Raw genomic sequence first — 11,806 nt, 5'->3', positions numbered from 1 at the left:
CAAACTCCCTTCCTTACCAAGAAAGGGAGTTTGGTCTTCTACTTTTTCTTACTTCTCTTCCAACCTTCCTACATGAAAGAATTCCCCTACTCTGAATCAAAAGATACCCGCTCGGGCTTTGGTGCTGGCTTGCATGAATTAGGCAAGAAGAACCCCAATGTGGTAGCGCTCTGCGCCGACCTTACTGGCTCGCTCAAAATGGATGCTTTCAAAAACGACTTTCCAGAGCGTTTCTTCCAAGTAGGCATTGCCGAAGCCAACATGATGGGCCTCGCCGCGGGCATGACCATTGGCGGCAAAATTCCGTTTACGGGCACGTTTGCCAACTTCAGCACCGGCCGCGTCTACGACCAAATCCGGCAGAGCATTGCGTATTCGGGCAAAAACGTAAAGATCTGCGCTTCGCACGCCGGCGTGACGCTGGGCGAAGACGGTGCCACGCACCAGATTCTGGAAGACCTCGGGATGATGAAAATGCTTCCGCACATGACCGTCATCAACCCCTGCGACTTCAACCAAACCAAAGCCGCTACCATCGCCATTGCCGAGCACGAAGGCCCTGTGTACCTGCGTTTTGGCCGACCAGTAGTGCCCAACTTTACACCCGCCGATCAGGAGTTCAAAATTGGCAAGGCCGTACTGCTGAACGAAGGCACCGACGTGAGCATTTTCGCGACGGGCCACCTAGTGTGGAAAGCCATCTTGGCCGGTAAAATCCTGGCGGAAAAAGGCATCAACGCCGAAATCATTAATATCCACACTATTAAGCCTTTAGACAGCGAAGCCATTTTGCAATCGGTGCGCAAAACGCGGTGTGTAGTGTCGGCCGAGGAACACCAGTTCAACGGCGGCCTCGGCGACAGCATTGCGCAGCTACTGGCCCGTGAAGAGCCGTTGCCGCTGGAAATGGTAGGCGTCAACGACAGCTTCGGCGAGTCCGGCACCCCCGACCAATTGATGGAGAAATACAAGCTCAACGAAGCCGCGATTGTGGCCGCCGTAGAGAAGGTAATGAGCCGCCGGAAGTAGGCTGTAAGACTAATGAAAAGAAGCCGCTCCGATTTCTGCTAAGCAATCGGGGCGGCTTCTTTTTGTTAAGCATCACGGCGGCTGTTAGGTTAGTATAAGCGCCAAGGCGGTCGTGTATAAGTATCTATTGCTTAGCGCCGCATTCGGCGCAAAACCGCTGATCGGCCTTTAAAGTAGTGCCGCAATCGACGCAGAACTTGTCTTTAGCCTGAGTGGCACTGGGCGTCCCACATTGCGGACAGAATTTTTGACCGGGGCTGAGCTTGCTCTGGCAGTTGCTGCATTGCACCAACCCGCCCCGGCTCAGGAAATCCAAGTCCTTGGTATAATCTTGCTGGCGCGTTTTGGTGTGGATTTGCTCACTGGTAGCCTGGGCCTGCTGAGCCGATAACTCCTCGTGCTCGTCGGGGGCGCAGGATTCGCACAGGCCCGCTTGGTGGTTCCAGCACACATCGGGACACACCCAATGCCCGCAGCGGGTACACTGCTTAAAGTACTGCTTGCCTTCCTGCACCGCCTTTTCCAACGCGGCATCGTGCGCTTTTCCGCCAACGGCACGCTGCACGTGGTAGGCGGCGCTCCCCGCATCGGAAAAGCTGCCACCAAAGAAGCTGCCGGCAGCTCGCATCAGCTCCCCGGCGATGCCAATGGCATTCGGCTGGAACTGCGACATATGCCCGTTATGACACTTGTCGCAGTAAAACTTAAACTGAAACCCTCGGTCAGTGGATAAATCGTCGTGGTTGGCGACGAACTGAATCATGTTGCTCATAGCTGAATAGCACAGGAAGTGAATGGCTAAAAGTAGCTATATCTCACTATTTATATATGCCTCAGGTGGTCCTTTCGAAGGAAATCAGACATTATACTTGCATTCACTTCGAGGCCTTTGTCCTCATTGCCTATGCGCCTTTATCTTCTGCTCTCCTGCTTCTTAGCCGTATTTCTCACTTCTTCCGCACAAGCCCAAAACCAGCAACAGCGCGACACTACCCTTATCGTGTATACCGGCCAGCTGACGGGCGCATACAGCCGGGGCGGCGTAAGCCGCACGTTATTATCTACTACACAGGCTGTTACGTTTACACGCGGTCAGCACTACGGATTGCCGCTAACGGGCAGCTTTATTTACGGCAAGCAGGACCAGTTGCTGAAAGAGCGGGAGTTGCTGCTTAATGCCACGCCTTACTACTACAAAGGCCGATTTCGGGCCTACGCTATTGGCGGCTTCGAGCGCAGCAACCTGCGCGGCATCACCAGCCGGGTGCAGCTGGGTGCGGGGCCGGGCTGGGCATTTTATTCCGATACGCTGGGCAGGGAAGTGTCGGTGAGCAACCTCATCATACGCGAGAAAACCAACTTTCTCAACGGCACCGCCCGCCTTACCACCCGCAACTCGGCCCGCCTGAAAGTGGCTTATTCTCAGTCCTTTCTGACGCTTAGCTCAGTTACGTTCTACCAGCCATCCGTGGTGGATTTTGGCGACTACCGCTTTAGCAACCTTACCACATTGGCGCTCAAGCTGCCGCACAAGTTTTCGGTCAACTTCAGCTACAACTACACCCACGAAAGCCGTGTGATCGAGGGCAAATTCCCCGACAACACCAACATCACGGTGGGCGTCGCCTACTCTACGACGCGCTGATCGCGCGATAAGCTTTTGCGCCACCCAACCGAAACCTATGGCCCGGTGGCGGGTTGTTTGGGCCAACACGCACCAACTCTCTGCTGTATGAAGCGCATCACCGACGAAGACATCCGGGGCATGGAAAAGGTCTTTCGCCTTAACCTAATCAACTCCGTGACGGGTTACAAACCGGCCAACCTCGTCGGGACGGCTTCGGCGGAAGGCGCTACGAATCTGGCCATTATCAGCTCGGTGGTGCACATGGGCTCCAACCCCGCCCTGATTGGTTTCATCCTGCGCCCCACCACCGTCGAGCGCCACACTTACGACAACATTCTGGCCACGGGCTGCTACACCATCAACCATGTGCACGCCGGCTTCGTGGGCGAGGCGCATTACACATCGGCCAAGTTTTCGCGCGAAGAATCGGAGTTCGATACCTGCGGGTTCGGGGCCGAGTTTTTGGATGGATTCGGTGCGCCCTACGTGCGGGAAAGCCGCATCAAAATGGGCCTGAAGCTGCTGGAAGAAGTGCCCATCAAAGCCAACGGCACCAGCCTGCTGATCGGTACGGTGCAGTCGCTGTACCTGCCAGAAGACCTAATCGCCGAAGATGGCTCCTTGGACTTAAACGGCGTCGAGGACGTCTGCATTTCCGGCCTCGACACCTATCATGCGGTGCGCAAAATCGCCGCGTTTGAGTACGCTAGAGTTGGCCAAGGACCAAAACACAAGTAATTTATAATCAATTACTTGTGTTTTAAAAATACAACCTATTGTCGGCGCAAGGTTGGGGCGTTGCGCCAGGCGGGCAGCGTTTGACCTTTGGCGTTGGCGGTATACACTTCGGCCTTATCGGCATCGGGGCCAGTACCAATGAGCAACGACAGCGACTTAGCACTGCTCACGTATTCGGAAGCGCCGTAGGCCGTTTGCGTCTTGGTATCGATGGGCACTTCGGCCGCCACATAGAAACTGGGCTTTAGGTCGGCCGTGCCAGTGGTGTAGGAAATGCGCTTACCGCGCTCCGTCACCTCGGCGGCGTAGCGCAGCGTGGTAAAATTGCGGCGCGTAACCGTCAGTTTGTAGGTACGGTCGCCGGCTGAGGCTGCGTACACTACCGACTGGCGCTTAGGCAATTCCGCCGGAAACGCCACTGAATCGTTGTTCCCAACAATCAGCCATTGGCCCCGCACCGAATACTTCTCGCGGTCCATGAGCTGCTTCAACTCTTGCAGAAACTGGGGCGAGAAATTCGTAGTATCTAGGGCAGTAGGCGGTGCAACGGGCTTGGTAGCCACCGGCGGGCGATTGGTTTCCGCAGGCATTACGTTGGAGTTGGGCTGCGAACGCTCATCTTGCAGGCTGCCGGTGCAGGAAGCCAGAACAGTGATGAGCAAAAAGGGAAGCAAGAAACGGCTGAAACGCATGCACGAATATCGGTATACTTAGCAATGTGCCTAATTACACCAGGTAGATTCTAATATCTTCTTGAGTGTCAGATAGCAGCAAGGTTATCAGGTTTTCGCATGGCGTTTGGCACTCCAGATATATAGTACTCCTAACACCAGCCAAGCGCCCCCCAAACCTTGGTAAAGCATGAATACGCCTTGGTGAGCTTGGTCAGTGGCGTCTGCGGAAGCTACAGATCCGAAAAGCAGGAAAGTCAATACCAGCAAGGATAGCGGCAGTATATTGGGCTTCGTAAAAAACTGACTAATCGCATAATACACGACAAAGAAAAAGGAGAGCCAGAAGACGCCAGCCGCCGTTGAGAGCGCCTTGCCTTCACTCACACCATCAACTAGGTTGCCGTTTATTACAACCGTCACTAGCACTAGTAGAAATAAAGGGATGCGCGAGAAGGAAAAAAGCTTTTGCTGATGCAACAGGCTCTGTTTGTTGAAGTTACCAACCACAATCTCTCCTATGCTTCTAAACGCAAAAACCTGCCTTTGCCATTGGTATGTGCCACACAACACAGCTACTCCGATCAGCAAAGGCACAGCAATCCAGTATGGTAAAGGTCCGTTGGTTCCCACATATAATCCAGCACCAATACCGGCTACAAGGCTAAGTGTGTAGAAGTTAACCAAGAAGACAAAAATGTGAGCAAACGCTTTTTTCATACTAAATCGGCCTCCTCAATAGGTCTATAATGTCTGTTATGCGCGGTTTTTGCGTTGAAAGTATCAGAATTTACTACTCTATGATTCTACTACTTAATTAAACCTTCCCCTCTCGCCCGCATCCAACCCGGTACTTACCCGCCGCCCCTAACCCTATCTCCTGCTTGGAAGACCAGGAAATCCTCGTCAAGTTCGCCGATCCTGCCGCCCGCAATGTGGCCTTCAACCAGCTGGTGCGCAAGTATCAGCAGAAGGTGTACTGGCACGTGCGCAAAATGGTGATCGACCACGACGATGCCGACGACCTAACCCAGGATGTGTTTGTGAAAGTGTGGAACCACCTGGGCAACTTCCGCCAGGATGCTTCTTTGTACACCTGGATTTACCGCATCGCTACCAACGAGTGCCTGAATTTCCTGTCGTCGAAGCGGCGCAAATTCTTTCTGCCGCTCAACGACATCACCACTGAATTGGCGGCCAAAGTAGAAGCCGACCCCGCGCTGGCCGGCGACGAGATAGAGCAAAAGCTGCAAAAAGCCATTTTGCGCCTTCCCGATAAGCAGCGCCTCGTTTTCAATATGCGCTACTACGACGAGATACCGTACGAGCAAATGGCCGAAATTACCGGCACCTCGGTGGGCGCGCTAAAAGCGTCTTACCATCACGCCGTCAAGAAAATAGAACAGTACGTTACCCAACATTCTTAAACCTTGTGCCTCGCAGGAGGTCAAAGAACTATGAAACAGGAATTTCGTCTGGACGATCACATTCGCCGGCCGCAGCCGCTGGCACCGCCCCCAGACGGGTATTTTGATCGGCTGCCCATGCAGGTGATGCAACGCGTGCAACCCGGCCCCGCGCGGCGGTCGGCAGGCGCCTGGGACTGGCTAACCACGCTCCCGATGCCTCTGCGCACGGCGCTGGCTTCGCTGGTACTGCTGATTGGGTTTACCGTCACGTTCTTCGTGAGCCAACCGCCTACTTCGTCTACCTCACCCGATGCTTCTCTGGCTGCGGTGCCCCGCGCTCAGGTCGAGCAATATTTGCTTTCCAACGACGACCGCTTAAGCCTGACGGACTTGGCCGAGTTCACCTCGTTGAATGCCGGCGACGTCGCCGATGGCTACCTCAGTGCTTCCCCCGACGAAGTACAGGCCGCCCTCGATGCGCAACCACTCGACGAGAGCAATTATTTGTAATATTTTGCTAATCAGACACTTATTGCACGTCTTATGAATACTCTACTTCGCCGGTTGCTGGGAGTGCTGCTGGGCCTGGCCCTTACGGGGCAGGTATATGCGCAGCAATCGCGGCAAGAACGGCTTAACCAGCTTGAAAACGCCAAAATCGCCTACCTCACCGACAAGCTTTCGCTTTCGCAGGAGCAGGCCCAACGGTTTTGGCCTGTGTACAATGAGTTTACGGACAAGCGCCGCGACCTAAACCGCCGCATGCGCCAGCTCCGCTCCACCCCGACCGACGGCCTTTCCGACAAGCAAATCCGTGACAACCTCACCCAGGGTCTTGCCCTGCGCCAAAATGAAGTAGACCTGGAAAAAGACTACTTCAACAAAGTGCAGAAAGTGCTGTCGATGCAGCAGGTCGGGAAGCTGTATGCCGCCGAACGCGAATTTACCAAAGTACTGCTCCGCCGCCTCGACGGGCGACGGGGTGCACCCGGACCGGCCGGCGAAGCCTCCAACTGATTACAAACCAAATGATCATAAAAAAGGCTGCTTCGGCAGCCTTTTTTGTTGGATGGCGTTCGCGTGATGTGGGTTCGCTAACCTGGCAGTCGCGGCCGTACCTTTGTCGGTCCCAATCTGTTACCTGCTTACCATGCCTACACCTCGCCAACTCTTTCTGCGTCACCAAGCCCAAACCTCCGATTTTCCGCTGTTGTTGGAAATCGAGCGGGCGGAAGGCGTGTACATGTACGGTTTCGACGGGCGGCGCTACCTCGATTTGATCTCGGGCATTGGCGTGAGCAACGTGGGGCATCGTCACCCGCGGGTTATCCAAGCCATTAAGGATCAATTAGATAAATACCTGCACCTGATGGTGTACGGCGAACTCGTGCAGGCTCCGCCCGCCGAACTGGCTTATGCCCTACACCAAACCCTGCCCGCGCACCTCGACGCGGTGTACTTCACCAATTCCGGCGCCGAAGCCGTAGAAGGCGCCCTCAAGCTGGCCAAACGCCACACAGGACGCATCGAATTTATTTCCTGCCACCGGGCGTACCACGGCTCCACGCACGGCGCGCTGTCGGTAACGGGTTCCGAGGGCTTCAAGAACAGCTACCGGCCGTTGCTACCCGATGTTCGCCACATCGAATACAACGACTTCTCTGACCTTCAGCACATTACTGAGCGCACGGCGGCCGTCATCATCGAGACGGTGCAGGGCGAAGCGGGCGTGCGCGTGCCGCTCCACAACTACCTCCAGGCGGTACGCCAACGCTGCAACGAAACCGGCACCCTGCTGATTCTGGACGAAATCCAGTGTGGCTTTGGGCGCACGGGCACGTTCTGGGCCTTCGAGCAGTTCGGCATCGCGCCTGATATCTTGCTGTGCGCCAAGGGAATGGGCGGCGGCATGCCCATCGGCGCTTTTATTTCTTCGCAGGAAATTATGGCCGGCTTCAAGACCAACCCGATTCTGGGGCACTGCACCACGTTTGGGGGCCATCCGGTGTCGTGCGCGGCGTCTTTGGCCACGTTGCGCACCATTCAGGAAGAAAACTTGCTGGCGGGCGTGGCGGAAAAAGCGGCTTTGTTTCGACAGTTGTTGCAGCATCCGGCCATTCGGGACGTGCGCGGCTGCGGCTTATTGATGGCCGTGGAGTTCGACTCGTTTGAAGTGCTCAAACCCATTATCGACCGTGCCCTCGAGCACGAAGGCATCCTGACTGACTGGTTCTTGTTCTGCGACAATTCGTTACGCCTGGCTCCGCCCCTAATCATCACCGAAGTCGAAATCGTCGAAGCGTGCGCCGCCTTGTTGCGCGCCATCGACTACGTGACGGGCGCAAAATAAAGCCATCTCGTTCAATACCTTTCATGGCATCGAATGAGATGGCTTTATAAGTATTTGCTTATCAAGCAGTTAATAGACTGCGCCTATAAGTGGCTATCGTTGTAGTTCAGGAAAGCCTGTGAGTCCTCCTTGATCTGTTCGCGGGGCAGGCCGTCTTTCACGCCCATTGAAATTTTGCGCACCAGCACACCCACAATGGCTTTGCGAAAGCCCAGTTTTTCGGCCATGTTGATGCAAAAATCCATCTCGTGGTCGTCCACGACACCGTCGGCCAGCATCATGTCTACCAAGTCAAAGATCTGATCGAAGCGCTCGGAATCGTTCTCGGGAATCAGCATTTTCGTCCCGCCCGTGTTCGCCACGATGCTCCGTACCTCATCGGCTCGCATGCCATTTTTCTTACCTACCGCCACAATGAAGCTCATTTCACGTTCATCGATGTGGCCGTCGGCCTTGGCAAGTGCCGCCAAGTTCATCAGATGGCTTTTGACTTTTTTGGTCTGCTCATTTTCAAAAAAACCAAACATACGGGGCGTTGCTTAAGTAAGCGGAATGGACTACGGGGTGGGATTCCTGCCCGAAAGGGCAAAATGAGCGCAGCAGGGTGGGTAAGTTAGCCGAAACGCAGATTTGATCCTATAGCTCCGCATACGCAATTCGCAAAAAAATAGCCGTTGCGTTTCCCGTATTTTGCCTTTATCGTGGGCAGAGGCTTTACTTTCAAAACGGATTTGCCACCTTTGCGCCGCCCAATTCGGGCAGCATTTGCTTACCAAGATTATGATGAAACGCATTGCAGTTTTCACCAGCGGCGGCGACTCGCCCGGTATGAACGCCTGCATTCGAGCCGTCGTGCGGACGGCTGTGTATCACGGCATTGAAGTATACGGCATCATGCGCGGCTATAGCGGCATGATCAAGGGCGAATTTGTGAAGCTCGACTCGGCAGCCGTATCCAATACGGTGCAGAAAGGCGGCACCATTCTCAAATCGGCCCGCAGCCAAAAGTTCATGACCAAAGAAGGCCGTCAGCAGGCCTTCGACCAGCTCGTCAACAACGGCATTGATGGACTGGTGGCCATCGGCGGCAACGGCACCTTCACGGGAGCCATGCTGTTTGAGCAGGAATTTGGCATCCCGACGGTGGGCGCGCCCGGCACCATCGACAACGACCTGTTTGGCACCGACTACACCATTGGCTACGATACGGCCGTGAATACGGCGCTGGAAGCCATTGATAAAATCCGGGATACGGCCGACTCGCACGACCGCTGCTTCTTTATTGAAGTGATGGGCCGCGACTCGGGCTACATTGCCATTCCGTGTGCCATTGGCGGCGGCGCCGAGATTGTGATGGTGCCGGAAACCCAAATGTCGACGGAGGCCGTGATCGAAACGCTTCAGAACGGCTGGAAACGCTCCAAAACCTCGTTTATCGTCATCGTAGCCGAGGGCGAGGAAGAAGGCAACGTGCATAAAGTGGCGCAGCGCGTGAAGGAAGCCATTCCGGAGCTCGACACCCGCACGACCATCATCGGCCACATCCAGCGCGGCGGCTCCCCTACTGCCTCCGACCGCCTATTGGGATCTCAGATCGGCATTGCGGCCGTAGAGGGTCTCATGAACGGCATGCGCAACGTGATGGCCGGCATCGTGGACCGCAAGCTGGTGTACACGCCCTTCTCCGACACCATCCACAAGAAAAAGCTGCTAAACCAGAGCTTTATGCGCATGGTGGAGATTCTGTCGGTGTAATATTGCGTAGCCCAAAGAGTATTTAGGAAAGCCAACCGCAGCAACGCGATTGGCTTTCCGGCTTCTCAGCCGGCCTGCAAAATCTAGATTTAATTTCTTAACAATCAACTACTTATCCAACGCACGCTTACTCTGTAAGCGCCGCAAATGCCTCGTCGGGGTGCAGCCACTGGTAGGCCGGATCGCGGCGAAACCACGTTAGCTGGCGCTTGGCGTAGCGGCGGGTGTTGCGCTTGAGCAGCCGCACGGTTTCGGGCCAGTCGTGCAGCCCATCCAAGTATTCGAAGATTTCCTGGTAGCCGACCGTATGCAGCGCGTTGTGGGCACGATACGGCAGTAATGATTCCACTTCTTGCAGCAAACCAGCTTCCAGCATCTGGTCAACGCGCGTACCGATGCGGTGGTAGAGTTCTTCCCGATCCCGCGTGAGGGCCACTTTCACGATGCGAAACGGCCGCGGGCCGCTCTTGGTTTCGGTGTGAAAGCTCGAAAACGGCTGCCCCGTACTTCGAATTACTTCCAAAGCCCGCAACACGCGCTGGTGATTCTGGCGGTCAATTCGATTATAGGTAACTATATCATTATCAGATAGTTCTACAAGCATAGCTTCCAGTCCTTTTTCGGCTAGCTCTTGGTGCAAAGCCGCCCGGATTGCGGGATTGGCAGCGGGCAGCTCGTCGAAGCCTTCGGTGACGGCTTGCAGGTACAGTCCCGAGCCGCCCGTCAGAATGACCACTTCGTGCCGTTGAAACAATTCCTGCAACAGCTGCAAACAGTCCGTTTCGAAACGGCCGGCATTGTATTCTTCCGTAATGCTATGTGAGTCAATGAAATGGTGCGGCACGCCTTCCATTTCGGCGGCCGTCGGTTTGGCGGTGCCAATGCTCAGCTCGCAAAAGAACTGCCGCGAATCGGCAGAAACGACTTCTGTTTGGAAATGATGGGCCAAACGCACGCACAGCGCGGTTTTGCCCACGGCCGTAGGCCCGGCCACGACCAGCAAAGTAGGCTGGTGCTCGGATGCGGTCATTATACTCATGCGGAAATTGGTTGGGGAGCCCACAACGACTCATACAGTGCCAGCAAGACCTGCTCCTCGCGTTGCCAGTTCAATTCTTGGCGGGCGCGGCGGCAGTTTTCAGCCAGTTGGTGATAGCGCGCCGGCTCGTCGCGGAGCAGGCGGTTGAGGGCAGCCGCAACGGCTTGGGGCGTCAGGCTGACTACTTCGGCCACGTCAAACTCCTGATTTAGAAGGCTGTACTCCGGAAAATCGACAATGACCTGCGGAATACCGGCGTGCAAGTAATCGAAAAACTTATTGGCCAGCGAGTAGTAATAGCTCAGGCCAGTGTTTTCGAGCAGCATAATGCCCACCGTCGCCTGTCGCGTTATTTCCTGCAAGGCCGCAGGCAGCACGTACCCCCGAAACTCTACCTTGCCGGAAGCTAGTAGCCCCAGCGCCGCCGCTCGCGCTCGCAAGACCTCCGACAGATCGCCTTCGCCACATATCAGCAACTTATTGTCTACCAGCGACATAGCATCCAACAACACTTCAAGCCCGCGCCCGACATTCAGGGCGCCTTGGTAAAGAATATAGCCCTGGGGCGGAGCAGCATCCGGCGCGGGCGGCAGGTTGCCGGGCGCGAGCCGGCTGATGTTGCGCACCACGGCAAATGCCCGCCCGTAACGCTGCCTGAATACCTCAGCCAGCGCCGGCCCCACGGTGTAGGCCAACGCGGTGCGGGGCACCACAAACCGTTCTACGGCGCGCCACACTCGTTGTACTGTCGGACGCGCCACTACTTCCGGCACTTCGGTAAACAGCTCATGGGCATCGTAGACGAAGGGTTGCTTGGCGAGCCGCGCCCGCAGCCACACGGGCAAGGCCGTGTCTAGGTCGATGGCGCACCAGGCGTCGGCACGCTGCCGCAGCAAATAAAAAAAAAGGCGAAGGTTGAACTCTAGGTAAAAGAACTTGCCTTTATTAAACCAACAACGCAACCGATGTTGGCGGTACCTTTGGGCCGTGAGCTTTTCCGACTTAGGCCGCTCCCGCCCCACCAGCAGCACCCGGTAGCCTTGCTGGGCTAAGCTACTGCAAATGCGCTGCATACGTTGGTCGTAGTTCAGATCGGTAGTTACCGCAAAGAGCAGGGAGCGCATAAGCAGAATACTTCCGTTGGGCGAGAGAGCAGGTGGTGAAAAACGTGTTTTTTTGGATATTTTT

At 55.5% G+C, this 11,806-nt stretch carries 14 protein-coding genes; 8 read left to right on the top strand and 6 right to left on the bottom strand.

What is annotated here, in order from left to right:
* Window positions 1-72 precede the first annotated feature (72 nt).
* Window positions 73-1,029: a transketolase family protein gene (locus FHG12_RS16010; RefSeq protein WP_139516683.1), complete on the top strand. Its 957-nt coding sequence runs from the start codon at window positions 73-75 to the stop codon at window positions 1,027-1,029.
* Between the two features lie 124 nt (window positions 1,030-1,153).
* On the opposite strand, the gene FHG12_RS16005 is transcribed toward FHG12_RS16010, so the two are convergent.
* Entirely contained in the window at window positions 1,154-1,792 is a 639-nt protein-coding gene (locus FHG12_RS16005; RefSeq protein ID WP_165699426.1) for a zinc ribbon domain-containing protein, read from the bottom strand.
* Between the two features lie 141 nt (window positions 1,793-1,933).
* Between FHG12_RS16005 and FHG12_RS16000 the strand changes: the two genes are divergently transcribed.
* Window positions 1,934-2,674, top strand: a complete 741-nt coding sequence (locus tag FHG12_RS16000; RefSeq protein WP_139516681.1) for a DUF481 domain-containing protein — start codon at window positions 1,934-1,936, stop codon at window positions 2,672-2,674.
* An 87-nt stretch (window positions 2,675-2,761) separates the two neighbouring features.
* A complete protein-coding gene (locus FHG12_RS15995; RefSeq protein ID WP_139516680.1) occupies window positions 2,762-3,394 on the top strand; it encodes a flavin reductase family protein in 633 nt (210 codons plus the stop codon).
* A 35-nt stretch (window positions 3,395-3,429) separates the two neighbouring features.
* Here FHG12_RS15995 and FHG12_RS15990 read toward each other — a convergent pair whose 3' ends face one another.
* Together FHG12_RS15990 and FHG12_RS15985 are read right to left on the bottom strand one after the other, a co-directional pair.
* Complete coding sequence (locus FHG12_RS15990; protein WP_139516679.1) at window positions 3,430-4,056, bottom strand: hypothetical protein; 627 nt, start codon at window positions 4,054-4,056, stop codon at window positions 3,430-3,432.
* A 117-nt stretch (window positions 4,057-4,173) separates the two neighbouring features.
* Window positions 4,174-4,785, bottom strand: coding sequence for a hypothetical protein (locus FHG12_RS15985; RefSeq protein WP_139516678.1), 612 nt, complete (start codon window positions 4,783-4,785; stop codon window positions 4,174-4,176).
* Window positions 4,786-4,949: 164 nt separating this feature from the next.
* Here FHG12_RS15985 and FHG12_RS15980 point away from each other — a divergent pair, with 164 nt between their 5' ends.
* From FHG12_RS15980 to FHG12_RS15965, 4 genes are all read left to right on the top strand, one after another.
* Window positions 4,950-5,492 (top strand): RNA polymerase sigma factor, encoded by a 543-nt coding sequence (locus tag FHG12_RS15980; protein ID WP_139516677.1) that lies wholly within the window; start codon window positions 4,950-4,952, stop codon window positions 5,490-5,492.
* Between the two features lie 30 nt (window positions 5,493-5,522).
* Complete coding sequence (locus FHG12_RS15975) at window positions 5,523-5,984, top strand: hypothetical protein (protein WP_139516676.1); 462 nt, start codon at window positions 5,523-5,525, stop codon at window positions 5,982-5,984.
* A gap of 33 nt (window positions 5,985-6,017) precedes the next feature.
* A complete protein-coding gene (locus FHG12_RS15970; protein WP_139516675.1) occupies window positions 6,018-6,491 on the top strand; it encodes a hypothetical protein in 474 nt (157 codons plus the stop codon).
* 133 nt (window positions 6,492-6,624) lie between these two features.
* Window positions 6,625-7,824 carry an aspartate aminotransferase family protein gene (locus FHG12_RS15965; RefSeq protein ID WP_139516674.1) on the top strand — a complete coding sequence of 400 codons (1,200 nt, stop codon included), beginning with the start codon at window positions 6,625-6,627 and terminating at the stop codon, window positions 7,822-7,824.
* Between the two features lie 83 nt (window positions 7,825-7,907).
* Here the strand turns inward: FHG12_RS15965 and FHG12_RS15960 are convergent, their stop codons facing one another.
* A complete protein-coding gene (locus FHG12_RS15960; protein WP_139516673.1) occupies window positions 7,908-8,351 on the bottom strand; it encodes a tellurite resistance TerB family protein in 444 nt (147 codons plus the stop codon).
* A 256-nt stretch (window positions 8,352-8,607) separates the two neighbouring features.
* Between FHG12_RS15960 and pfkA the strand changes: the two genes are divergently transcribed.
* On the top strand, window positions 8,608-9,579 hold the full coding sequence (gene pfkA, locus FHG12_RS15955; RefSeq protein WP_139517861.1) for a 6-phosphofructokinase: 972 nt from the start codon (window positions 8,608-8,610) through the stop codon (window positions 9,577-9,579).
* Window positions 9,580-9,706: 127 nt separating this feature from the next.
* Here the strand turns inward: pfkA and miaA are convergent, their stop codons facing one another.
* Both miaA and FHG12_RS15945 read right to left on the bottom strand, forming a co-directional pair.
* Window positions 9,707-10,618 (bottom strand): tRNA (adenosine(37)-N6)-dimethylallyltransferase MiaA, encoded by a 912-nt coding sequence (gene miaA / locus FHG12_RS15950; RefSeq protein ID WP_230471151.1) that lies wholly within the window; start codon window positions 10,616-10,618, stop codon window positions 9,707-9,709.
* On the bottom strand, window positions 10,615-11,742 hold the full coding sequence (locus tag FHG12_RS15945; RefSeq protein ID WP_139516672.1) for a glycosyltransferase: 1,128 nt from the start codon (window positions 11,740-11,742) through the stop codon (window positions 10,615-10,617). Before FHG12_RS15945 ends, miaA begins: the two co-directional genes overlap by 4 nt.
* Window positions 11,743-11,806 lie beyond the last annotated feature (64 nt).

The organism is Hymenobacter jejuensis (assembly GCF_006337165.1).
Taxonomy (GTDB): domain Bacteria; phylum Bacteroidota; class Bacteroidia; order Cytophagales; family Hymenobacteraceae; genus Hymenobacter; species Hymenobacter jejuensis.
Note: the sequence above shows the minus strand (reverse complement) of the source record. Positions and strands in the feature narration are given on the sequence as shown.

What these genes read in the sequence shown, in the direction of transcription:
- FHG12_RS15965 (WP_139516674.1), top strand. Translation starts at nt 6,625, where the DNA reads ATGCCTACACCTCGCCAACTCTTTCTGCGTCACCAAGCCCAAACCTCC.
- FHG12_RS15970 (WP_139516675.1), top strand. Translation starts at nt 6,018, where the DNA reads ATGAATACTCTACTTCGCCGGTTGCTGGGAGTGCTGCTGGGCCTGGCC.
- pfkA (WP_139517861.1), top strand. Translation starts at nt 8,608, where the DNA reads ATGAAACGCATTGCAGTTTTCACCAGCGGCGGCGACTCGCCCGGTATG.
- FHG12_RS15985 (WP_139516678.1), bottom strand. Translation starts at nt 4,785, where the DNA reads ATGAAAAAAGCGTTTGCTCACATTTTTGTCTTCTTGGTTAACTTCTAC.
- FHG12_RS15975 (WP_139516676.1), top strand. Translation starts at nt 5,523, where the DNA reads ATGAAACAGGAATTTCGTCTGGACGATCACATTCGCCGGCCGCAGCCG.
- FHG12_RS15960 (WP_139516673.1), bottom strand. Translation starts at nt 8,351, where the DNA reads ATGTTTGGTTTTTTTGAAAATGAGCAGACCAAAAAAGTCAAAAGCCAT.
- miaA (WP_230471151.1), bottom strand. Translation starts at nt 10,618, where the DNA reads ATGAGTATAATGACCGCATCCGAGCACCAGCCTACTTTGCTGGTCGTG.
- FHG12_RS15995 (WP_139516680.1), top strand. Translation starts at nt 2,762, where the DNA reads ATGAAGCGCATCACCGACGAAGACATCCGGGGCATGGAAAAGGTCTTT.
- FHG12_RS16005 (WP_165699426.1), bottom strand. Translation starts at nt 1,792, where the DNA reads ATGATTCAGTTCGTCGCCAACCACGACGATTTATCCACTGACCGAGGG.
- FHG12_RS16010 (WP_139516683.1), top strand. Translation starts at nt 73, where the DNA reads ATGAAAGAATTCCCCTACTCTGAATCAAAAGATACCCGCTCGGGCTTT.
- FHG12_RS15945 (WP_139516672.1), bottom strand. Translation starts at nt 11,742, where the DNA reads ATGCGCTCCCTGCTCTTTGCGGTAACTACCGATCTGAACTACGACCAA.
- FHG12_RS16000 (WP_139516681.1), top strand. Translation starts at nt 1,934, where the DNA reads ATGCGCCTTTATCTTCTGCTCTCCTGCTTCTTAGCCGTATTTCTCACT.